21 protein-coding genes are annotated in these 23504 nt (G+C 31.4%); 5 read left to right on the top strand and 16 right to left on the bottom strand.

Annotated features, from left to right (window positions below):
• The first annotated feature begins 28 nt into the window (after positions 1-28).
• Positions 29-1426, top strand: coding sequence for a TolC family protein (locus tag ACXIHB_RS15185; RefSeq protein ID WP_462098576.1), 1398 nt, complete (start codon positions 29-31; stop codon positions 1424-1426).
• Here ACXIHB_RS15185 and ACXIHB_RS15180 read toward each other — a convergent pair.
• From ACXIHB_RS15180 to ACXIHB_RS15120, 13 genes are all read right to left on the bottom strand, one after another.
• Entirely contained in the window at positions 1421-2524 is a 1104-nt protein-coding gene (locus ACXIHB_RS15180) for a hypothetical protein (RefSeq protein WP_047789334.1), read from the bottom strand. The two genes, ACXIHB_RS15185 and ACXIHB_RS15180, sit on opposite strands and share 6 nt — an antisense overlap.
• Positions 2525-3610 carry an amidohydrolase family protein gene (locus ACXIHB_RS15175; protein WP_047789335.1) on the bottom strand — a complete coding sequence of 362 codons (1086 nt, stop codon included), beginning with the start codon at positions 3608-3610 and terminating at the stop codon, positions 2525-2527.
• A 20-nt stretch (positions 3611-3630) separates the two neighbouring features.
• Complete coding sequence (locus ACXIHB_RS15170; RefSeq protein ID WP_462098575.1) at positions 3631-4158, bottom strand: 3-hydroxyanthranilate 3,4-dioxygenase; 528 nt, start codon at positions 4156-4158, stop codon at positions 3631-3633.
• An 83-nt stretch (positions 4159-4241) separates the two neighbouring features.
• Complete coding sequence (locus tag ACXIHB_RS15165) at positions 4242-5018, bottom strand: SDR family oxidoreductase (protein ID WP_462098574.1); 777 nt, start codon at positions 5016-5018, stop codon at positions 4242-4244.
• A gap of 1 nt (position 5019) precedes the next feature.
• A complete protein-coding gene (locus ACXIHB_RS15160; RefSeq protein ID WP_159492512.1) occupies positions 5020-5238 on the bottom strand; it encodes a DUF6500 family protein in 219 nt (72 codons plus the stop codon).
• Positions 5231-6673 carry an aldehyde dehydrogenase gene (locus tag ACXIHB_RS15155; RefSeq protein ID WP_462098573.1) on the bottom strand — a complete coding sequence of 481 codons (1443 nt, stop codon included), beginning with the start codon at positions 6671-6673 and terminating at the stop codon, positions 5231-5233. Before ACXIHB_RS15155 ends, ACXIHB_RS15160 begins: the two co-directional genes overlap by 8 nt.
• A gap of 52 nt (positions 6674-6725) precedes the next feature.
• The gene (locus tag ACXIHB_RS15150) at positions 6726-7139 is read right to left on the bottom strand and encodes a RidA family protein (protein WP_047789340.1); all 414 of its coding nucleotides are present in this window, start codon (positions 7137-7139) and stop codon (positions 6726-6728) included.
• Between the two features lie 64 nt (positions 7140-7203).
• Positions 7204-7722 carry a DUF1697 domain-containing protein gene (locus tag ACXIHB_RS15145; RefSeq protein ID WP_173360684.1) on the bottom strand — a complete coding sequence of 173 codons (519 nt, stop codon included), beginning with the start codon at positions 7720-7722 and terminating at the stop codon, positions 7204-7206.
• A gap of 1 nt (position 7723) precedes the next feature.
• Positions 7724-12562, bottom strand: coding sequence for a DNA repair ATPase (locus ACXIHB_RS15140; RefSeq protein WP_462098572.1), 4839 nt, complete (start codon positions 12560-12562; stop codon positions 7724-7726).
• 87 nt (positions 12563-12649) lie between these two features.
• On the bottom strand, positions 12650-14719 hold the full coding sequence (locus tag ACXIHB_RS15135) for an SPFH domain-containing protein (RefSeq protein ID WP_159615686.1): 2070 nt from the start codon (positions 14717-14719) through the stop codon (positions 12650-12652).
• Positions 14720-14744: 25 nt separating this feature from the next.
• Positions 14745-15455 carry a hypothetical protein gene (locus tag ACXIHB_RS15130; RefSeq protein ID WP_047789344.1) on the bottom strand — a complete coding sequence of 237 codons (711 nt, stop codon included), beginning with the start codon at positions 15453-15455 and terminating at the stop codon, positions 14745-14747.
• A 2-nt stretch (positions 15456-15457) separates the two neighbouring features.
• On the bottom strand, positions 15458-16171 hold the full coding sequence (locus tag ACXIHB_RS15125) for a PspA/IM30 family protein (protein ID WP_073181346.1): 714 nt from the start codon (positions 16169-16171) through the stop codon (positions 15458-15460).
• Between the two features lie 11 nt (positions 16172-16182).
• Positions 16183-16578 carry a type III secretion system chaperone family protein gene (locus tag ACXIHB_RS15120; protein ID WP_047789346.1) on the bottom strand — a complete coding sequence of 132 codons (396 nt, stop codon included), beginning with the start codon at positions 16576-16578 and terminating at the stop codon, positions 16183-16185.
• Positions 16579-16820: 242 nt separating this feature from the next.
• On the opposite strand from ACXIHB_RS15120, the gene ACXIHB_RS15115 reads away from it, so the two are divergent.
• Positions 16821-17579 carry a helix-turn-helix domain-containing protein gene (locus tag ACXIHB_RS15115; protein ID WP_281980319.1) on the top strand — a complete coding sequence of 253 codons (759 nt, stop codon included), beginning with the start codon at positions 16821-16823 and terminating at the stop codon, positions 17577-17579.
• A gap of 4 nt (positions 17580-17583) precedes the next feature.
• Here ACXIHB_RS15115 and ACXIHB_RS15110 read toward each other — a convergent pair whose 3' ends face one another.
• From ACXIHB_RS15110 to kynU, 3 genes are read right to left on the bottom strand one after another with little or no spacing between them, the layout of a single operon-like run.
• Positions 17584-18981 carry an FAD-dependent oxidoreductase gene (locus ACXIHB_RS15110; protein ID WP_281980320.1) on the bottom strand — a complete coding sequence of 466 codons (1398 nt, stop codon included), beginning with the start codon at positions 18979-18981 and terminating at the stop codon, positions 17584-17586.
• Positions 18974-20173 carry a S41 family peptidase gene (locus ACXIHB_RS15105; RefSeq protein WP_462098571.1) on the bottom strand — a complete coding sequence of 400 codons (1200 nt, stop codon included), beginning with the start codon at positions 20171-20173 and terminating at the stop codon, positions 18974-18976. The genes ACXIHB_RS15110 and ACXIHB_RS15105 overlap by 8 nt, the downstream gene beginning before the upstream one ends.
• Positions 20174-21433, bottom strand: a complete 1260-nt coding sequence (kynU, locus tag ACXIHB_RS15100; protein ID WP_462098570.1) for a kynureninase — start codon at positions 21431-21433, stop codon at positions 20174-20176.
• Positions 21434-21580: 147 nt separating this feature from the next.
• On the opposite strand from kynU, the gene ACXIHB_RS15095 reads away from it, so the two are divergent.
• The 3 genes from ACXIHB_RS15095 to ACXIHB_RS15085 are packed head-to-tail and all read left to right on the top strand — an operon-like array spanning position 21581 to position 23440.
• On the top strand, positions 21581-22357 hold the full coding sequence (locus ACXIHB_RS15095) for an IclR family transcriptional regulator (protein ID WP_462098569.1): 777 nt from the start codon (positions 21581-21583) through the stop codon (positions 22355-22357).
• Between the two features lie 4 nt (positions 22358-22361).
• Positions 22362-22928 (top strand): Crp/Fnr family transcriptional regulator, encoded by a 567-nt coding sequence (locus tag ACXIHB_RS15090; RefSeq protein WP_173360690.1) that lies wholly within the window; start codon positions 22362-22364, stop codon positions 22926-22928.
• A gap of 59 nt (positions 22929-22987) precedes the next feature.
• Positions 22988-23440, top strand: a complete 453-nt coding sequence (locus tag ACXIHB_RS15085) for a DoxX family protein (RefSeq protein ID WP_159615672.1) — start codon at positions 22988-22990, stop codon at positions 23438-23440.
• Positions 23441-23504: the final 64 nt, after the last annotated feature.

The raw sequence follows: 23504 nt of genomic DNA, 5'->3' as shown, positions 1-23504 counted from the left end.
TCTAACTAATAATTAAAAAGACAACTAAATGAAAAGGCTATACATCCTTTTTTTGTTACTAAGCTTTATAGCTACAGCACAAGATAATTTAAGTACTCAACTTAGTTTAGAAGAGTATTTAGGTTATGTAAAGAAACACCATCCCGTTATTAAACAAGCGGAACTTATTACAAGTACCAATGAGGCTAAATTATTAAAAGCTAGAGGTGGTTTTGACCCTAAAATAGAAGTAGATTACGATAGAAAAGAGTTTAAAGGTAAAGACTATTACAAAAAGTTAAACTCAACCTTTAAAATTCCGACTTGGTATGGAATAGAGCTAAAAGGTAGTTATGAGAATAATTCTGGTCAATATTTAAACCCTGAACACAATACTCCAGAAAAAGGACTATATAATGTTGGTCTATCGGTTTCTTTAGCAAAAAACTTATTCATTAATAAAAGAATGGCTACTTTAAAACAAGCTAAACTCTACACACAGCAAGGTAAACTAGAACAACAGTTACTCGTTAACGATATTTTATTTGAAGCCATCAACACCTATTTAAACTGGTTACAGTACTACCAAAGTTATAATATTTATAAAGATTATTATGCCAATGCTGATATCAGACTAAAGAACATAAAAAAAAGTTTTACAGCAGGTGATAAACCAGCTATTGATACTTTAGAAGCTAACATCAATTTAAAAAACAGAAAGTTAGACCTAGAAAAAGCAAATATTAAATACATTAAATCTAAGTTAGAGCTTTCTAATTATTTATGGATAGGCAATAATATTCCTATGGAAATAAAAGAGGAAATAATTCCTGATAGTAGCACTTTTTCTAATATTGATATTATTCTAAATACTTCTGTAACCACCTTATTTGATAATGAGTTTGAAAACCATCCTAAATTAAAGTTACTAGAGTTAAAGAAAAGAAACCTAGAAATAAATAAGCAACTAAAAGTAAACAACCTATTACCTAAAGTAGATTTTCAGTATAACTTCCTTGCTTCAAAAGTGGATAATTTTGATGCTTTTAGCACCGCTAATTATAAAAATTCTCTTCAAGTTAGCATTCCTCTATTCTTACGTAAATCTAGAGGAGATTTAAAACTTGCTAAGCTAAAACTACAAGATATCGACTTTGAAATTGCATCAACTAAAGTTTCTTTACAAAACAAAATAACGGCTACCAAGCAAGAAATTACATCATACAAAAAGCAAAATGATATTTTAAAAAACCTTGTGAAAGACTATCATACAATTGTAAAGAGTGAAGAACGTAAATTTTCTTTAGGAGAAAGCTCTATTTTTTTAATTAACTATAGAGAAGTAAAATTAATAGAAAGTAAATTGAAAGAAATTAAAAACCAGTACGAATACGCTAAAACTAAAGGAAAACTCATAAAGCTATTAGGAGAACTAAATAATTTATAATTGTTGTTTGTACTCTTCTAACAATGCTTCATCAATAATTATATGCTCAGGAAGAATTCGTAGGCGGTATTTACTTTCACCTACAAATGTAATTAGATCTTTGCGATCTAATTTTTCTTCTTCTAGGTTTAAAATTGAATTTATATTATCTATAATTCGTGTAACGTAGGTTTGACTTTTTATATCACCTCCTGAATTAACTATAATTGATTGTTTTTCCGCCTCTAAAAACTTTCTTCTATAAGCAAATGTTAGTAGGTTTTTATACTGTGTTGTTTTTGAGCCAAAATCTACTTTAGCATTGACTATTCCTTTAGATGGAATGGTAAGCTTTATCAGTGACCAGTCTAAAAACTGAATTTTCATTTCATTAGGTTTTGGTGTATGAGCCAGTTGTATTACCCAACTTGTTGCCAATACTAAAAAAACCGATACTAACGATGTTTTTGCTACAACCCTAATTAATTGATTTGCAAATTCATTATCAAAACCAATAAAAATGTCCGACAATTGGGAAACGAACAACAAAAAGATTACTATAACTGATATAAAAGCTACCAACTTTAAGTCTCGATGCATAAAAGTCTTGTAAAAAGAAACTCCCATTAAAAAACATAAAAAAGTTGTTAGTAAAACATCTGGAAGTGCTGCTATTTTTATTCCGTAATAAAAATCATTACCATATAAAAAAGAAAATGATAAAGTTATGGAAGCCACAATAACAATTATAATCGCTATAATTTTTACATTCTTTTCATTTCTATAAATAAATTGGGGGGCATCGTGCACATAATACAATGCCATTAACCAAAATAAGTTATTTATTGTAGACAGAATGTTTATTCCTACTTGATGAATTGTTGTTTTTTCAAAAGTAAAATAACTTGCAGAAAGTGCCCAAATACCAGAAACCACCCAAACCAACATTCCAAAGCTAAAATACAACAAGCCTTTATCAACTCTTTTAATTGAATTTCCTTCTTCTAAAACTTCTTTAAATCGCTTTGTAATATTATAGTAGATTGCTAATAATAACACAGCTCCAATAAAAGAAATACACGTATGTAATAGGTTATGAAACTGTGTTACTTCAGCCATTTATTGTAAAATTTTAGATACTAAATCTTTTTTCGCTTTTTTATCATCTCCAAACAACCACTGTAATACATTATCCTCCCACATTTCGTCTTTCTCTTGCTCATTAATAATCTTTCTATCAATAGCTAAATCTAAAATTTTCCCTGGATATGATGATTGAATTTCACTCTCCATCTCTCCTAGTGGATACGGATCATCTAGCCCTATTAATACTTGTTTAGATCCTTGATTTTTAATCAACAAATCCAAAGAACCAGTATCATGAACCAATGTATCAAAGAAGATGTTTTTATGTCCTACAGCTTTACGAGGGTGTTGTTTTCCTTCAAACAAATCAGGTCTTCCATCAAATCCTTGAATACGACGCCCTAAATTCATTTGTGCTAACTGACCTCCATGCGCAAAACAAACTCGCATATTAGGATATTTTTCATAATATCCATTTAACGTTAAAAAGTGATAGGCATCTGCGCATTGTGCCAACATCCAAATTAAGTGAAAGCGCCAACTTGTATTTTGTAGTTTGATGAATTTCTCCCCGTCATACGGATGAATTTCAACTGCTAAATTATACTTATCTGCTAATTCAAAAATAGGTTCATTTTCCTCGTCAAAAATACAACGCCATGTACCAATAGTGTCCATATAGTGTGTTGGCAAACACAACAAACGCATCCCTAACACCTCAACACACCGCTCTATTTCCCATAAAGCTCCACGAACAAACCCCGGATGCACCACAAAACCACAAGTAAACTTCCCCGGATTATCATGTTGAACACGTGCATTAAAATCGTTTTGAAAACGTAACGCTTGCTTCATTTCTTCTAAACGAAGTCCATTACCATATAATTGAGATAGGTTCAAAACCACTGCATGATCAATTTTAAAATGTTCCATCCATGCTAGTTTTTCATCTAAAAAGAAACTAGAGTCCGTCACGGGACGACTCCAGTCTTTTTGTAACATGAATTTTCTATCCTTATCTACCCAAAAAATCCCTTTGTCTTTCATAAACTGCGGAATTTGCTCTGGATAAGGCAATAAATGCGAATGTCCGTTTATTCTTAATTTGCGTTTTTTCATTTTAGTTTCTATTGCAAAATTTATGCTTTGTTTGGTGCTTCCATCACAGTACCACATTTATCACAAGTACATTTCTCTTTGTCAGAATAGTACTTATCAAAAATTATTGGCATATCAGTTTCAATATTATCTAAAGCAAATTCTTCTCGGTATAATTGATGTCCACAATTTTCACAATACCATTCCAAGGCATCCATCATTCCTTCATCACGTGGATATTCAATAACTAAACCTACTGTATTCGCTTTACGTTGTGGTGAGTGTGGCACCTTCCCTGGTAACAAATAAATATCTCCTTCATTAATTTCAACATCAATCATTTCCCCTTTGTCGTCAATGATTTTTAGCACCATATCTCCTTCTAATTGATAGAAAAACTCTGGTGTTTCATTGTAGTGATAATCCTTACGATTGTTAGGCCCTCCAACAACCATTACGATATACTCACCATTATCCCAAACCTGTTTATTTCCTACTGGTGGCTTTAGTAAATGACGGTTTTCATCAATCCACTTTTTGAAATTCAAAGGTTTTACTAACTTGCTCATTTTATTTAGGTTTTTAGGCTTTTAGATTGTTTTAAAGATACTTAAATAGTCTTGTTTCTAAAAGTCTTTATTTTTGATCTCTTTTATAAAGATTTTGTTCTTCCTCCATCAACAGGGACATTAATTCCGTTGATAAAACTTGCTCTTTCACTTGCTAAAAACACAATAGCATTAGCTACTTCTTCAGGTTTTGCAAAACGTTTTGCTGGCGATGCATTTTTCATCATTTCTGCAACTTCATCGATAGTTTTACCTGTTTTTGCTGCTTTATTATTGATAATTTCTGTCAAACGCTCTGTGGCTGTAGCTCCTGGTAACACATTATTCACTGTAATTCCGAATTGTCCTAACTCATTCGCTAATGTTTTACTCCAATTGGCAACTGCGCCACGTATGGTATTTGAAACTCCTAAACCATCTAACGGTTGTTTTACTGATGTAGAGATCACATTAATTACTCTACCATAACCTTCCTCTTTCATAAAAGGAACTACCGCTTGCACCAACACATGATTGCATTTTAAATGCATGGTAAAAGCACGTTCAAACTCTTCTAACTTGGCATTAAATACTGGACCTCCTGCAGGTCCTCCTGTATTATTCACCAAAATATGAAACTGTAAGTTAATCGCTTCTAATTTCTCTTTTAAATCTACTGGATTGGTGAAATCAGCAACTAAATACCCATGATTTTGTTTATTGTTTGGTAATTCTGTCAACACAGCTTTCAGCTTTTCTTCACTACGAGCTACCAAAGTAACATTTACTCCTTCTTGAGCCAATTGTATTGCTGCTGCTTTTCCTATTCCTTGTGTGCTACCACATACCAAGGCATTTTTATGTTGTATCTCTAAATTCATTTTATTCGTTATTCTGAATCATTTGTTTAATCTTAACCGCTTTCTCAAAATGATCTAATTGATGTGTTTGAATCCACCAAGTAGCCACTTCCATCAGTACTTTCGGATTGTCATTTTTATTTTTGAAAAATGCATAAAACGAAAGCCCTACATTTTCTCCTTTTTTAACAATCTTCTCTTCACAAACAGCAATTATTTTTTCCTTTATTTCTTTATTCATATTTTATACATACATTTTTGGGTTCTGTAAAAAAGCGTAATGCTTCAAAACCTCCTTCACGCCCTACTCCACTCGCTTTTTGACCTCCAAAAGGTGTTCTTAAATCACGTAATAACCAAGTATTCACCCAAACAATTCCTGTATGTAATTCTTTAGACATACGCATGGTTCTTGTCAAGTTGTTTGTCCACAATGTTGATGATAGTCCATATACCACGTCATTAGCTAACTGTAAAGCTTCTTCTTCTGTTTTAAAAGACATTAAAGTAACTACAGGCCCAAAAATCTCTTCTTGATTTAACCTACACTTGTTACTTGAAACTTCAATAATCGTCGGTTGTAAATAGTAACCGTTCTCACAATTCTTAACAGTGACTCTGTCACCTCCGTATAAAATCTTCCCTCCTTCTTGTTCCGCAATATCTATGTATGATTTTACCTTTTCTAGATGTGGTTTCGATACCAAGGCTCCAATATTTGTATCTTCATCAAAAGGATTTCCTATTTTTAATTGCGATACTTTTTGAACAAAATCTTTTTTGAATTGCTCGTAAATACTTTCCTCTACAAAAATTCTACTTCCGCACAAACAAACCTGACCTTGATTTGCAAATGAAGAGCGAACTGTAGTCACTAACATATTCTCATAATCGCAATCTGCGAAAATGATGTTTGGATTTTTACCTCCTAACTCTAACGATAATTTCTTAAACATTGGTGCTGCTGTACGAGCGATATGTGCTCCTGTGGCGGTTCCTCCTGTAAATGAAATCGCCCTGATATCTGGATGTTCAATAATGGCTTGTCCTGTGGTGGTTCCTAATCCGTGAACTATGTTTAATACTCCTTTAGGTAAACCTGCTTCATTACAAATCTCCCCTAACAAATAGGCTGTCATAGGTGTAACTTCACTCGGTTTTGCTACAACACAATTTCCTGCAGCTATTGCTGGAGCTATTTTCCACGTAAATAGGTAAAGTGGCAAATTCCATGGAGAAATACATGCAACTACACCAATCGGTTGACGTAACGTAAAGTTCATCGCTCCTAAACCTACACTTTCGTGAGCTTCGGATGAAAATTGTGTAATTGCATCTGCAAAATATTGAAAATTAGATGAAGCTCTCGGAATATCAATCGCTGTAGCTAAACTTAAAGGCTTTCCATTATCCTTAGCCTCAGCTTTTGCTAGTTCAGGAAGTTTTTCTTGAATCAAACTCGCTATTTTAGAAAGAATTCTTCTACGTTCATTCAACGTCGTATTCGACCAAGACGGAAAAGCTTCCTTAGCTGCTTTATATGCTAATGCTACATCTTCCTTCGTTGAATTAGGAATTTGCCCGTAAACCTCTCCAATTGATGGATTATAATTATCGATATAATTATTAGCTACTGGCGCTACCAGTTCTCCATTTATGTAGTTTTTAATGTTCATTTCATTCACAGATTAAAGAAAAAAGACTTCTTTCGTCTTGGTTCTCGGTTCTTTATTCTTGTTTCTTATACGCCACCACTTTAATTTCAATCAATAAATGAGGATGTGGTAATTGATGTACAGCTACCGTTGTTCTAGTTGGTCCGTTATAATCAAAATATTCAGCATATACTTCATTATAGCCTCCAAAATCATTCATATTCACCAAAAATGAAGTTACATCTACAATATCTGATAAGTCTGCTCCTACTTCTTGTAAAATATCACGAATGTTTTCTATTACCGCTCGGGTTTGCTTTTTAATATCTAAGTTGGTCGTTCCAAATTTATCTACGGCAACACCTTCAAAAGAATTATCAGGTCTACGTGAACTGGTTCCAGATACATAAATGAAATCCCCTACTTGTTTTACATGCGGAAACTTTCCTCTTGGTATTGCTTTTCCTTTGATTACTTTACTATCCATGTTTTATATTTTTTAATTTCAAATGCATTTTTCATGAGATTTCTCCCTTTGATAGAAATGACATTTACGAACTGGCTAACTCTATTAATTTATTCGTGGTTTTAAAGTTACGAGTAGTTGCTGAAACTTTTAACTTTCTTTCAAAAAAATTATTCGTCAATTTTGTTTTCCCATACCCTCCTGCTGCATTTATGTAAACCACATCTTTTAAGATTGTGTATTCATCTTCTTTCGCATCTACTTCTACCTCTTTTATTGTAGTTTCATCGAATAAGAAAGTAAAATATATTTGTTTTTCGTTTAAATTACTATAAGGGTTGTTTTGAAGAATCTCTTTTATTTCTTTTACTTCTTTTGCTAGAACAAGAACATCATAATCATATTTTTCTTTAATTTTTGTATGAATATTCTTTTCTACCTCTTTTGAGTCTTCTCTAGTTTTTAACACAATATTGCCACTTTGGATATAGGTCTTTATAGTATTATATCCCAGTTCTTCTAACAGTGTTTTTAATTCTTGCATCGGAATTTTATTTTTCCCTGAAACATTAATCCCTCTTAACAAAATAATTATTGTGTTCATTTTATCCTTGCAATCCTTTTCTTAAAACCTCTTTAATACCTTCTAAATTATCTGAAAATGACATCATTTGGTTTAATATTTGAGCCATTTCATTTTTATTCCCCAAACCTTTTAGCTTATTATTCTTAACAAAAATTTCTTTTATATCATTCCATCGGTTTGCTTCGTTTTCTGATATATCTCCTATTAATTCTTTATACTTCAATAAATTTGCTTCAGCAGAAGATGTTAATGTTTGAGATTCACTTTCATAATGAGACAATACCAGTCTTTTTAACTCATTATCATTCATTATTGGTACTACTTTAGCTACTAACTTATTCATGTCTCGATATGAACCTTGTAACTTAAAAGAGGGTTCTGTTCTGTATTCATCTTCCTTTGCAGCCGACTCAATATATGCTTTATTTACTTTTAAGATGGTATTCCTTATAGTTATTACTTTTTCTAATACCGAAATATAATCTTGAATCTCTTGCTTTGTATGATTTCCTTTCAACTCCCCTTCTTCAGTATTATTTTCAACTCTATTTATCAAAGCATAAACATCTTCAAAATATTTACTACTTAACTGGTGTAGTATAGGATTTGATGTTAATGAGTTTTCTATTAAACTAAGTTTAAATAAATGATCTGTATCTCCTATAATATCTCCTAAGTTATATATATCAGCTCGGTTAGCCAACATATCAGGTATTTGAAACTTATCTCCACTTTCAGTATATGGATTTCCAGCCATAATTACACAAAACTTCTTTCCTCTTAAATCATATGTTTTTGGCTTTCCGTTATATACTCCTTCTATTTTTCTTGTTCCATCTGAAAGAGAAATGAATTTTTGTAAAAACTCAGAATTACAATGCTGAATATCATCTAAATACAACATTACGTTATCTCCCATTTCAAAAGCTAAATTTAACTTTTTGAGTTCTTCTCTAGAAGCTGAATTTGTTGCTGCTTCCGGGTCGACTGAGGTTACCTCATGACCAATGGCAGGTCCATTAATTTTCATAAAGATTAATCCTAACCTATTGGCTAGGTACTCCATCAAAGTAGTTTTTCCATAACCTGGGGGTGATATTAAAAGTAACATCCCCATTCTGTCTGTACGTTTATTATCTCCAACCGTTCCTAACTGCTTAGATAAGTTATCTCCTATCAAGGGAAAGTAAACTTCATCTATTAGCTTATTTCGAACAAAGGAAGATAACACTCTTGGCTTAAATTCATTTAACTTTAATGTCTCTTTTAAATTTTCTACCAATAGGTGTTTCGCCTCTTTGTATGCTAAAAAATTAGGTACGTCTTCTTTTGAAAAAACCTCTAATCTTTCAATAAAACTATGATAATTAAATTCAAAACTTCCTTCAATAATAGTATCGTGTTCTCCTCTTAACTCTTTAATGGTTTCTTCAGGGTTTGCATGTAAAACAGCATTAGGCTCATGGTGAAATAATAATAACGAAATTACTTCATCTGTGTAATTTTCATTTCCATCAATAGATGTTATAAATGAGCTTACCCATTGTTTAGTCAGCTGGATTTTTGCGCTATAATCTGTAGTCTTTTCAAGATTACTTTTAAACACATGTAATGCATCTTGTTTTGTTAGATACTTTATAAAGTCTTCTTTTATTCCCAACGCAATAGCACTTATTATAAATGAATTAGTGCTTTTTAATTGGTTAAATAGGTAACTAGCTATTGTTTTTCCTACCTCTTTAGAAAACAATAAAGTTTCTTCTGAAAGAGTAGTTATTTCTTTTTGTAATTTATTTATTAAAAAATCGTATTCTTTACTTTCAGGAAAGAATCGTAGGACATCTCCTGATGCTTTTATTGAAAAATTATAATAATCTTGATGCTCTTTAGGCAAAGAATTCCAAAAATATTGAGCGTATGCTCTAGTGTTTGAAGCGTATGTTAATAAACCTAATTCGTGATGTTTATGGACTAGTGTATACAATATTTTAAAAGCATCAACATCGTGTACACCTTTTACATATCCTTCTGCAAACAAGCTTCCACTTTCATTTTGAACTAACGCTAATAAACCTTGTTCGTTTAGCTTTAATAATTCATCTATTGAATACGAAGTAAATAATTTATACGCCAGATAAGAAGATCTATACACTAAATCGTTCTCAGAAACTAGTTCTTGATTCCAATATTTTTCAGATTTAAGTAAAATTTCATTTTCAACTTCTTGATAGAAATTGGTTCCTGTTAAATGATAATGTAACGTTTGATCTTTGTAAACTATTGATAAATCCAACGGTTGTTTATTAACTCCAAACTTGTGTTTTCCTAAGCGAATTATATTCTCACCATCTTCATATAACTCTTGTTTATCTTTTAATTTTCTTAATGCATCTTCTTTAGCTACTTTAAGTTGTGTTTCTATAGCTTCAGCTTTACCAACTGACTCTAAATCTTTTAATTGATTAACAATATCTCTAACTTTGTTAATCATTAAATCAGCAGCAAAATATCCGTTAATATCTTCAACTGAGGGGTAACTTTGTGCCTTTTTTGCTATACTTTTTAAAATTCTTTCAGAAGCAGCGCTTAATGCTTCTATTTTCTTATTTCTTTTTTCGAGTATTGTACTCTTTCGGGCATCAAAAGCATTATGAACTTCTTCTCTCTTCTCTATAATTAAGGAAATAAATTCTTCAAAATCGGCAAACTTACCTTCAATTTCCTCTAACTGAATTGCTATTTTTGTGAGGAACTCATCACATTTTTCTGGCGTAGTAGCCATATCAATGTAATTAATAATACTTTGATCTATAAGTTTTAATTGAGCAGAAAAATCTGCCTTAGCTTCTTTACTTCCTAAAGTTTTAATTGTATTTTTAATTCCTGCTTTTAATTGATTTAATGTAGCAAAGATTAAAGAGATATTATCAATAATCCTAGTCGATTGAGAAGTATCTTCTATTTCTAAATTTGTTACAATTTCAATTAAAAGTTCTAAATCTGTTGTTATTTGATCTACTTCTTTTTCAAGTTTTTTAGCTTCTACTACCTTTTTTATAGATGTTAAATCATCTTGCCTTTCTTGAACGCGTTTATGGTAGGGTTTTAGAGCTTGATCATTCAACAAAAATTCTACACATCTTTTTGATATTATTGTGTTTTGTTCTTCAATTGAGTTTTCAATTTCTTCTAATATATCAATTGCTATATAACGAACATCTTTCAAGCTTATGACCTGCCCTCTTAATACTCGTAGTTGATTTAATAAGTCAACAAAATCTTCTATGGTCTTAAAAGAAGTACTTTTGATCTTACTTAAAAGTTCATTAGATTTTTCTTGAATAATCTTGCCTTCTTTAGCTGCTTGTTGCTTTAATTGAGTTACCTTTTCAAATTCATCAATAGCAGCATTTGCTGCATCGTTAATTTCTGCAACAGGTACACTTAACTGTTCTGTTTCGGGCTCATTTATCCAGTAATAACTACTATTAATATCATTAGATTTCTTAGCTATATCACTATATAAACCAGCATAACTATCTTCTTTATTTAAAAGTGTTATTAATTCATGGCACTCTGCCATTGCTTTTACAATATCTTTATTACCAATCTTATAAAGTAAGGTATCTTCATGTAATGATGGAATACTGTCTGTTTTTACATAAGGTGTTTGCCAAATTTGAACAACATGATGTTTTGTTTGCTCATTTTCAGTTTTGAAGTAACACAATTCTCCATTCTCTAAAATTGTAAAACCATTGCAAACAATAGGTGTTTTTACCTCTTGCTCAATAATGTTATAAGACATTAATATATATAGCCCTCTTATTGTAGCATAAAACACATATAAAAAGTCTTCTCCGTTGGGAGAAACTATTTTCTCTTGGAACTTAACGTCTTTAGCGTTATTTTCAAAAAGTTTATACTGCCCTGTTTGTAAATAATATCCATCAGGAAAAATAAGACCTTGATCGTCTGGTAATAATACAGCACAGTCTTTAACACTATTTACTTTTTGAACTTCTTGTAACTTATGATTATAAATAAAATAACGAGCTTCTTCCTGAAATGGTTTTATCTCTAATAAAATAAGGTTTCCTAAATCGGCATAACGAAACTGACCATCATCTAATGTTTGATCAACATGTTCTACTGGCTCTTCAAGAATTCCTTTTCCTTCATCAGTGTTATCTTCTATCTTAATAGTTAAATCACCTCCGATAGTTTCGACAAAAACTTTATCTAAAATAGAAATATGAGAGTAAGTACCATAACGGTGCATATCTCGGGTTACTTCTTGCCAATTAAATTCATGTTGCTTTGGAAACCTGTATTCATGCTCACTTCTATTATCAACATATACTAATTCATTTTCCTTTATTAACCACTTAAAAGTTTTCACATCGGTTTTACTCTCACTTAACTGGAAAACCATGTGAAGGTAATTATCTATAATTGCAAATTTTGCAAAAATAGTATTTCGATAATACTTGTATAGGTTAGTAAAGTCAGTTATGAAAGTTTCATTATGAAGAAAATCTAATGATTTTGGCTGAAAACGATTGTCTTTAAACTCATAAGCGCTGAAAACATCCGATAACTTAATATCTGTTCTTAGTCCAAAATGAACATTATATCCAAAGATTGAAGTGTTTCCTAGAGATACAATATCTCTAGCTATACAGTTGTTTTCTGTGTTAATTCTATCATTTGCTATAAGCTTTGTTTCAATTGTACCAAACACATGCTTTCTAGCATCATTTAATCTTTGTAACCTATTTAGTAGCTCTTTTTTTTGTTTTTGAAGACGGCTCTGAATAATCTCATAAGTTCCGCCATCAAGTTGTTGATTATCCATATAAAATTACGAGTTAAAATTAATTTTAAAACACTTATTAAAAGAAATCCCGAGTATTGATTTTTCAATACTCGGGCAAGTGTTATTCTAACTCATTTTTTTATTAGATATATCTAAACCTTTTGCTAAGCTAAAAAGGTTTCCTAAAAGCGTTTGATCGTCATCAGATGTTGCTCTTTCTTTAAGAGTCATTAATAAGTTAGCAATTGTTAGGTTTTTAATATCATCAGAAGAAATTCCGTATTTTACAGCAAAATCTCTAACGCGTTCCATTAAGTTTCCTTTCACATCATCACTACTTAAAATAGCATCCTTTACCTCTTGTAAATTACTACTATTTTCAATCATCTTATCTAGTCCTTTAGCCTTAGTAATTTGTCCCATTATTTGCTCAAAGAACATAGTCTCTCCTCCTACTATATCAATTTTAGCAGATTTTAATGCTTGTGCAATAACATCAGCTTGTGCATCTGCAATATCTTTTTGTATGTTGATGTGCGCTAAATCTACTTTTAAATCTTTTTCTAGACGCAGTTTAAACTCTTCGTGTTCTTTACCTACACCATCTAATTTTTTCATTGCTGCTGCTTTTTCTTCAATTCCAGCTGCATCTGCTAAGGCTTTTTCTCTTATAATTTCCGCTTCAGCCATTCCTTCTTTTCTTAGTGCTTCAGCTTTTGCTTCAATACCTACAGCCTCTGCTTTTGCTTTCTTCTCAATAATAAGTGCCTCCATTGTACCAAATCGTTCACTAGCATCTGCTTTGGCATGCATTACTTGAGCTTCTGACATTCCTAAAGTAGCTTCTTCTTTTGCTTTTGCATCTGCTAATGTCTTACGAGCATCAGCTTCTTTTTCACTTGCTTCTTTATGTGCCTGCGCTTCAATGTTTATTTCTTCTGCTTTTTGTTTTGCAGCTTCTTTTTGAGCCTCAGCTTCTTTAATTGTTTTAATTAAATCTTCTTGAGCTTTTGCTTCAGCTAACGTAATGGTAACTTGCTTTTCTCTTTCTGCTGTTTTAAACGCCTGAATATCTTTCATATTCTCTTGTTCTTCAACAACTCCTTTTTCTAAAGTAACACGATCACGAATAACATCTTGTATGTTTTTCTTTTCTACTTCAACTACCTTTTCTTTTTCTATTTGAGCTAATGTAACAATTCTTTCACGCTCAGTAGCTTCTAACATTCTATCTTTTTCTACTCTTTCAGTTTCAACAACATCTGTACGTAATTTATTCTTAGCCGCTACAATAACTTGTCGTTGTTTATTTTCTTCTGCTACTTGTACTTTTTCCTCTGTTGCTATTCTTGCTGATTCTGATTTTAATAGCTCTTCTTGATTAACTTTTAAGATTTCAGCTTCTTCTCTTGCTTTAACGTTGGCTATTTCTCTTTTTTGTTGTTCTTCTTTTTCTGCTAATTGTTTATCTAATTCTAAGATAGCTTCACGAGCTTCTACATCTTGCTTTCGAATAGTTTTCTCTTCATCTCTTTTTATCAAGTTTGCTTTAATATTTTGTGCAGCTGTTAATTCAGTAATTTTTTTAATTCCTTCTGCATCTAAAATATTATCTGCTTTTAAATAAGATACTGATGTTTGCTCTAAGTAATCAATTGCACAGTCTTCCAGCGTGTATCCATTTAAGTCAGTTCCTATTATATCAACAATTTCATCTCTAAACTCTCTACGAGCTTCATACAACTCTGTGAAGTCAAATTTTTTCCCTACCGTTTTTAAAGCTTCAGAAAACTTAGCTTCAAATAAATCTTCTAGAGTTGAAATGTCTGATGCTCTATCGCAACCTATAGTTTGTGCTACTTTTTTAATAAATTCTACTTCATTGTTTACTCTTACAAAAAAGGCAACTTTAATATCTGCTCGCATGTTATCCTTACAAAGCAATCCATCATTACCTAAACGTTCTATTTGAATTTTCTTTACAGAAATATCCATAATTTCTACTCTGTGAAATACAGGTATTACATACATTCCTTTATCTGTTGCTACTTTAGTTCCTCCGAAACCTGTACGTATCAATGCTTGCCCTTGCGGTACTTTTTTGTAAAACATTGCTATTATAGCAAAGTATAAAATAATAAGGAATAGAATTAAACCTACACCTACTCCAATAACCTGTAATAAACTGTTTGTCATAGTTCTTTTTTTAAATAATTTGTTTTTAATTTATATATGATTGTGCGTAATAAAAAGACTTATCTTGGCTTTGTTTTATAATCAAGATTTGCTCTCTAAATTGTATAGGACTCCCATCTAACGATTTAATATTTATTGATAAATGAGTCCCTTCAGCTTTTACTTCAGCTGAACCTAATTTTTTTTCTTTGATGTTCGATAAAGAAACTCCTACTCTACCTACTATATCTATCGGTAAATCTCCGTGTTGATTTAAGTTCTTAAAAAAACTTTTAAAAGGTGTTGTAAAAATTTTATTGATAAACAACGAGGGTAAAAAACCTATTAACATTAATGCAAAACCAAAGCTATTGTTTATACTTCCTGTTAAAACAGTAGAAAATGCCGTACAAATCCACCAAATAAAAATCCAACAGGTAAACGTAAACATAAAAGGTAACCCTACAAAATTGAAGTAAATCAGAAAAATTTGCCACCATTTTAATGGTTTTCTTCTCTTGCCTAGTACATCTTCTTTATTTACTTCTGCATTTGAAACATCATGAAAATCTGCATTCCCTCCTTCTATTCCTGAATCTGTATCAATATCAAAATCTGCATCGATATCTACGTCTATATCTAAATCGAAATCAACTCCTGAAATCATTGTCACTATCCAATACAACAAAAGTATAATTACCAGTATTGTAAGTGGTAAGTTAACAGATGAAAATATAATATCAGTAAAAGTGTTCAATTTTATTCTTCTTTACTATTTAACCCTAATTTTTCTTTTAATTTTGACAGACTTTCTTCTGCCGAAGTTTCAGTTACATCTGCTGCCTCTGACAGTTCCTGATCTATTGATTTAGATGATTTCGCTATTTCTCCATAAGCTTCAGCCAAAGCTTCTTCTTGTTTCACTTTCTCCTTCATACGCTCTAACATAGCAACAGTACTAGCACTATCAATATCAGCCATTTGTTTATTCAAGTTCTTAGTTGCCTTAGAAACTTTAACTCTTGCTTTTAATGTTTTTAATTCATTTTCCCACTTACTAATATTCTGTTTAATCTCTTGAATATTGTGCTCTAATTTACTTACTGAGTCATTAAACTGAGCTTCTTCTTTTTTTACCATTCCTATTTTATGGTTTGTCTCTTCTTTTTTCATTAGAGCTTCTTTTGCTAATCGATCTGCTTCAGATACTTCTATATCACCATTTTGTCCTTTCTTTAAAATCAACACAGCTTTTTGCTCATAATCCTGACTCTTATATGTTAATTCTTCTACATCATTTTTAGCTCTAATAGCCAACGCCTTTACTTGCGCTAAGGATTCTAAACTCTTCTCTAAATTCAGTTTTAAGTCTCTAATTCCTTGTTCTGTCATTTTAATAGGATCCTCCATTTTATCTATCGCAGAATTTGCTTCTGATTGCCCTATTTTAAAAAGTCTTTTAAAAAAATTCATATCTATTTTTTTTAATATTTTGAAAAATTAATAATGTGATCTGAGTATTCACTCAAGAGTAAGCTAAGTGAGTTTAAACTCGCTTCAAACTCATTAGCGTCTAAATTCTCTAATTGAAGTGTATCTCTAAAAATAACACGCTCTCCACTTTCATCTAAGACAAAAGCTCCGTGGATTATATCTCTATTCTTTTGCAGTAAACTCCTAAAAACTTCTTGATTAGGCTCTTTAATTTTAAAGATATATTGTTCAAAAATTATAATTGGATTTGCAACTCCTATAATTAAGTTTTTAATTCCTTCGTTTTCTTTCTCAACAACAAAAATACCTTCTTCTTGATTTTCTTTTATTATATTGAAATTTAACCCAAGTAAAAACTCCTTTACCTTACTAAAATGTGTATTCATTTTTAAGCAGTTTGATTAGTTAATATAGCATTCTTTTTAAGCGATAATATTACAAAAAGTTTCTAAAATCAAAGACACTTAACATAATATTATTAGCAATATAGATTCAAAAAAATTAATTTTAAACATCCCCCTACTAATTTTTAAACTAAGAAAATTAGCAAAAACAAAAATAATTAGCTAATATTGTTTGCTCAAATATACAAAAATAAAAACATTTAGCAAATAAAATTAGCAAAAACATGTCGTTCTTTGGTAAAAACATAAAAAAAATCAGAAGTGTTAAACGTTTAAGCCAGCAAGCTTTTGCAGAACTCTTCAACCTTAAGAGAGCTACACTGGGCGCTTATGAAGAAGGTAGAAGCGAACCAAAAATTGATACCATTATAAAGATTGCTAATTATTTTAGCATTCCTATAGACAATTTATTAACTTCAGAGCTCACAGTTAATAATTTACTTCAGTTTAAAGAGGATTTAACCCTAGAAACTGAAAAACTATCAAAAGAAACCTTCACCATTATACCTTGCATAACCGAAAAGACAATTACAGAATACATAAAACACCACAACAAAACTTCTTTTATTGATGATTTATCCAAAATTCAACTCCCTATTAACTCTCAAAAAAAACTCAGAGCTTATACTGTTTCTAATTTAGAAATGGCTAATCACAATAATGGATTATACCCTAACGACATAGTAATAGGCCAGTTTACACCAAACAATACTATTAAGAACTTAAAAAATGGAGAACTCACACTAACTCTTGTTAAAAATGAATTGATTCTACGCAAACTATACATTGAAAACGATTCTGTAACTCTACGTGCAAACCATAAAAACATCTCCGATAAAACATTTTCTATTACGGATATTAAAGAATTATGGAAAATACAATATGTATTTTTCAATAGAATTCCTGACCTTAATACTTCTATAGAAAATAAACTTTCTTTTTTAGAACAAGAACTTTTGAAACTAAAAAGAGAACTACAATAAACAACTATCTAAATCCAGCAATTTTATCTTCTTCTAAAATTTCGTTGGTTTCTTCTTGCACCTTTTTTAATACCTCATTCAAATCGGTGATTGCATCTAAATCATGATGAGCCACCATATTTAACAGAGCTTTATCTTGCGCACGTCCTTTTTTCATCGCTTCTGCATACGGAATCTCTTCATTAAAAGTTACCATAGAATACTTTGAAAAATATTCTGTTGGAAACGTCTTCTCTAAGTCCATTTCTAACTTCCTCTTTTGCTTAAATAATGAATTTGCTACATGATCACGCATTTCGTAAAAATTATCGATAGCTAAATCAGCAATTGCATCGGTATCTTCTTTACGCGCCTTTTCATACGCTTTAAAAGTAGCTTGCCAATCTCCTTCGTGCGTATCCAGAATCGTATCAAATACGGTTACATCTTCAAACGAAGCATTCATTCCTTGTCCATAAAACGGAACAATAGCATGTGCTGCATCTCCCATTAACAAAGTTTTGTTTTGATAATGCCAAGGCGAGCATTTTACCGTTCCTAAAGCTCCTGTTGGATTGTTTAAAAACTCATCTTTAATACTTGGTATCAACGCTAAAGCATCTGAAAATTCTTTTTCAAAAAACTCAGTTATCTTTTCTTCGGAAGTTAAGTTGTTGAAATTGTATTCTCCTTCGTCGTAACTTAAAAACAAGGTTACCGTAAAACTTCCATCTAAATTTGGCAACGCAATTAACATATACTCTCCACGAGGCCAAATATGTAAATGATCTTTACTTATTTGGTGTTTTCCTGACTTGTCTGCAGGAATTTCTAATTCCTTGTATCCGTGTGTTAAGAAATTCTGCGAATAGCTAAACAAGAATTTTCTTTCTAAATAGTAGCTTTTCCTCAATGCAGATCCTGCACCATCTGTTCCAAAAATCACATCTCCATCTACTGAAAACTCTTCCTTCGTATTGTAGTTTTTAAAATGCGCTACCGTATTTTCAATATCAACCGAAGTACATTCTGTATTAAAATGAATGCTTACATTTTCGTGTGCTTCCGCTTCGTTTAATAAGATTCCGTTTAAGTCTCCTCTCGAAATAGAATTGATATATTCTCCTTCTCTACCTGAATAATTAGAAGCAAACGTATTTCCCTCTCTATCATGCATTAAACGTCCGTACATCGGAATACAAATTTCACGCGCTTTTTCTTCTACACCACATAAACGAAGTGCTTTAAAACCACGATCCGATAATGCTAAGTTGATAGAACGTCCTGCTGAAATATCGGTAACTCGTAAATCTGGACGACTTTCATACATTGCTACTTTATATCCTCTTTGTGCTAAACGAAGTGCTAATAAACTTCCGCATAAACCAGCACCTATGATTACTATGTTGTCTTTTTTACTCATTTATTATTTGAATCGCTTTTTTATATGTTTCTTCACTTGTTTTAGTGTGAATTTCAGGAATAAATTTTTCTCTTGGTGTACCGTTTGCGTGAAACAGTTTTTCAACAGGAAAACATAAATTGATCTTAGTATTTGGTAACCTATCACATTCAATAGCTCCTAACAATTTTGCCATCTCAGTTCCTACTACTGTTGCCGATTTTATGTTATCAAAACCTTGTGCTATTGCTTCTCCTACACTTCCTGTCCACCTTCCTGCTAATACAATAACTGGTTTTTTATATGGATTTTTTAAAGGTGTTAATAACTCAATCCAACTTCTTTTTATACCAAACTCTCTTTCTAAACTTACTTTTTCATGTTTTTGATATGGAATTGTTTCCGATATAAACTTTCCCATAATACTTTTAGCTACTTCGGCATTACCTCCACTTGGTGTATCTCTTAAATCTACAATTATCGCTTTGGTATCTCTAAACTCATCTACCTTTTTAGGAAAAGCTTTAATTACTTCATTGTTTCCTAAAGAATTATTTAGCTTTATATACCCTATATTTCCTTTTATAATTCTTGAACTTAAAGTTCCGTTTTCTTTTTTTAAGGCTGTAGGTTTGTTTAATTTATATTGTTTTTCTTTTCCATTTTCTAGTACTAGAATCACTCTTTCTTCATTATGCTTTCCAGCAAACCATAAATTGGCAAAAAACTCTTTTACATCGCCTTTTGGGTTTTTAAAAGATTTTGGCAGTACTTCTTCTACTAAATCTTCAATTTTACGATTGTTAATACGAAGTAATTCATCTCCAACCTTTAATCCTGTTTCTTCAATTTCAAAACCCGATCTAATGTCAGCTATGTAATATTTTCCATCCTTTATTTTTACCCATGCATCAGTTGATGTTGGAATTAGTCGGAATGAAGATTTTAAATTTCGATTAATCCCCGTATGAGGGTCGTATAGTTCGTACGTTATATTCTCTATTAACCTAATAAACTGAGAATCATCCGAAACATTTTCTACCTCTTTTTGATAAATCTTTTTTACCTCATCCCAATTTGTTTGTTTTTGATCAAAGTAAGCGTAGAATCCATCAAACATACTCCACAAATAATCAAAATCTTTTTGATACTTAGTTTGAGCTATACTACTAAAACTACATAGAGCTAAAAAAACAACAACTACTTTTTTCATTTATAGCAATGTTTTTAAAATTTCAACCATTCTGTATACATCTTCAAAACTGTTATACATTGGCACCGGTGCACAACGAATTACATCAGGTTCTCTCCAGTCGGTTATAATATTATTTTCGGTTAGTTTTTTGTGTAAACTTTTGTCTGCATTCTTTACTTGGATAGATAATTGACAGCCTCTTTCTTTCGGATTAGATGGCGTAATTATTTTAATTCTATCGGTATCAATCTGATTAATTAGATATTCAAAATAGCCCGTTAATTTTTCCGATTTAGCTCTTAACGCTTCCATTCCTACTTCTTCAAACATATCTAACGAAGCTCTAATTGCTGCCATCGATAAAATAGGAGGATTTGATAACTGCCAACCTTCTGCTCCTGGCATTACATCAAAGGGTTGACGCATGTTAAAACGAGTTTCTTTGTTATGGTTCCACCAACCTGCAAAACGAGGTAACTCTTTATTATGTGCATGTTTTTCATGTACAAACAATCCTGCTAAACTTCCAGGACCCGAATTTAAATACTTATAGGTACACCAAGCTGCAAAATCAACTCCGCTATCATGTAATTCTGGAGAAATATTTCCCGCACCATGTGCTAAGTCAATCCCTACCTTACAGTTTTTTACATGTCCTATTTCTGCAATACGTTTGATATCTAAATACTGTCCTGTATAATAGTTCACTCCTCCAATCAACAACAAGGCTATTTCATCACCTTGCTCATCTACTATTTTCTCTAAATCTTCAATACGTAATAATTCTTCTCCTTCACGAGGTTTCCATTCTATCAATCCTTCTTCTGTATCAAATCCATGGAATTTTAATTGCGATTGTACTGCATATCTATCCGAAGGAAAAGCATCACTTTCTATAACGATTTTATACTTTGTTTTGGTCGGTTGATAAAACGACACCATTAACAAATGTAAGTTGGTCGTAAGCGTGTTCATCACCACTACTTCAATTGGTTTAGCTCCCACTATTTTTGCCATTGAATTGGTTAAAAACTCATGATATGGCATCCATGGATTTCGAGCTTCAAAATGACCTTCTACTCCATATTTTGCCCAATCGTCTAATTCTTGTTGAATGTATTGTTGTGTTTGTTTTGGTTGCAACCCAAGAGAGTTTCCTGTAAAATACAACCAATCATTTCCTTTTGCATCTTTAGGAATATGAAACTGTGCTCTTAAGTGTGCTAATTTATCTTCTTTATCTAACTGTTGTGCGTAACTAAGTGTTGGTTTGTACATACTTATCTTTATTTCTAAAAACCATTTCAAAACACTAAAGATACTTCATTTTTGATTCTAAATAAAAACTAAAGTGTTTCATATAATAAAACGTTGTTTCATAAATCTACGTAACTTTATTATATTAGTCAATAATTTTCCAAAAAAATGAAGCTAGATTCCAAAAATTTAAATCAATCCATCATCAAAGCATTTACGGTTTTAGATGCTTTTACCAGTAATAAAAAAGAATGGGGTGTTAGAGAACTAGCTGCTAAAACTGGCTATAACAAGAGTACGGTATACCGATTACTAAGTACTTTAGTTTCGTTGAATGTTGTACTGCAAAACGAGAATGAAAAATACCAGCTAGGGAGCAAGTTATTTGAGTTGGGCAATCGTGTTTCTATATACAAATCACTAAGAAATTTAACTAATAAACCTATACAAAAGGTAGCTTTAGATATTCAAGAAACGGTTTTATTGGGTATTTTAAAAGAGCAGCAAGTGCTACACATTAATAAAGCTGATAGTTTACAAGGACTAAAAATAAGTACTTCTATAGGTTCTTATGCTCCCATTAATGGAAGTGCTATTGGAAAATTATTACTAGCTTTTGCTTCACCAGAATCACAAGAATACTTTCTAGATTTGGTTACTCTAAGACCTTTTACCAAAAACACCATCACTTCTACTTCAAAATTCAAAGAAGAATTACTACTAATTCAACAACAAAAATTTGCATTAGACATAGAAGAATCAGAATTAGGCTTGGTATGTATTGCTATTCCAATTTATAATAAAAAAGGAAAAGTGATTGCTGGAATCAGTGCTTCTGGACCTTTAAGTAGGTTTAAAATGGAGAACGTAACAAGTTATATTCAAATTTTACAGAAAGGAGCCAATATCATAGAACAGAATTTAAGTGACTTTGATAGTTTATAAAATTATGAAACAAATAAAAACACTCTTACAATCTTTTGCTGACATCTCTGAAAAGGATTCTAACTATTTTTGCTCTAAACTCCAAAAAGTGACACTTCAGAAGAAAGAAATTGTATTAACCAAAGGAACCACTGAAAACTATCTTTCTTTTGTTGAAACAGGAATTTTAAGGTTATTCATTCCTAAAATTGAAAATGATGTAACATTTGGTTTTGTTTTTAAAAACAGCTTTATCAGTGCTTATGACTCTTTTTTAGCACAAACTCCTTCTGAATATAGTATTGAAACGTTAACCCCTACTATTTTATGGAGATTATCTTTTAATGATTTAGAAGACATTTATCAAAACACCTCCATTGGCAATGAAGTAGGAAGGAAAAACGCGGAGAATTTATTTTTACTAAAATCGAAACGAGAACTTTCTCTTTTAAACAATACACCTGAAGAAAGATACCTCAACCTTTTTCAAGAAAGACCTGAATTAATCCAGCACATTCCATTAAAATACATAGCATCTTATATTGGAATAACTCCACAAGCACTGAGTAGAATTAGAAAACGAATTTATTAACCCAAGTTCATTGACTCCTTCTTAAAGTTTCTTCAATTTTGGATAAAACTTTTTAGGCAATGAAACCATTATTTATTTTACTTCTAACTTTTATAGTTTCTATAGGAATACAAAGACTTATTTCAAAAAACATTAACTACCTGCTTTCTGCCAGAATAGCCATGTGCACTATGCTATTGTTTACTGCATTAGGGCATTTTCTATTTACTGATGGCATGAGTAAAATGATTCCAAATTTTATTCCTTTAAAGCCAACTTTAGTATTAGCAACAGGAATTTTAGAAATTATATTAGCTATAGGCTTATTATTACCAGTTTACCAGAAAACAACTGCTTGGATTCTTATCTTTTTCTTACTACTTATGCTCCCTGCAAACATAAAAGCTAGTTTAGAAAACTTGAATTATCAAACGGGAACTTATAACGGAAAAGGACTTTCTTATTTGTGGTTTAGAATTCCATTACAACTCTTTTTTATTGCTTGGGTTTACTTTTCCACCTTAAAGAAATAACTATAAACAAAAACAAGGTCTACATTTTACTGCAAACCTCGAATAGTAAAAATTACATAGAATA

This window comes from Tenacibaculum sp. IMCC1 (assembly GCF_054906355.1).
This window is presented reverse-complemented; position numbering and strand designations above follow the sequence as displayed.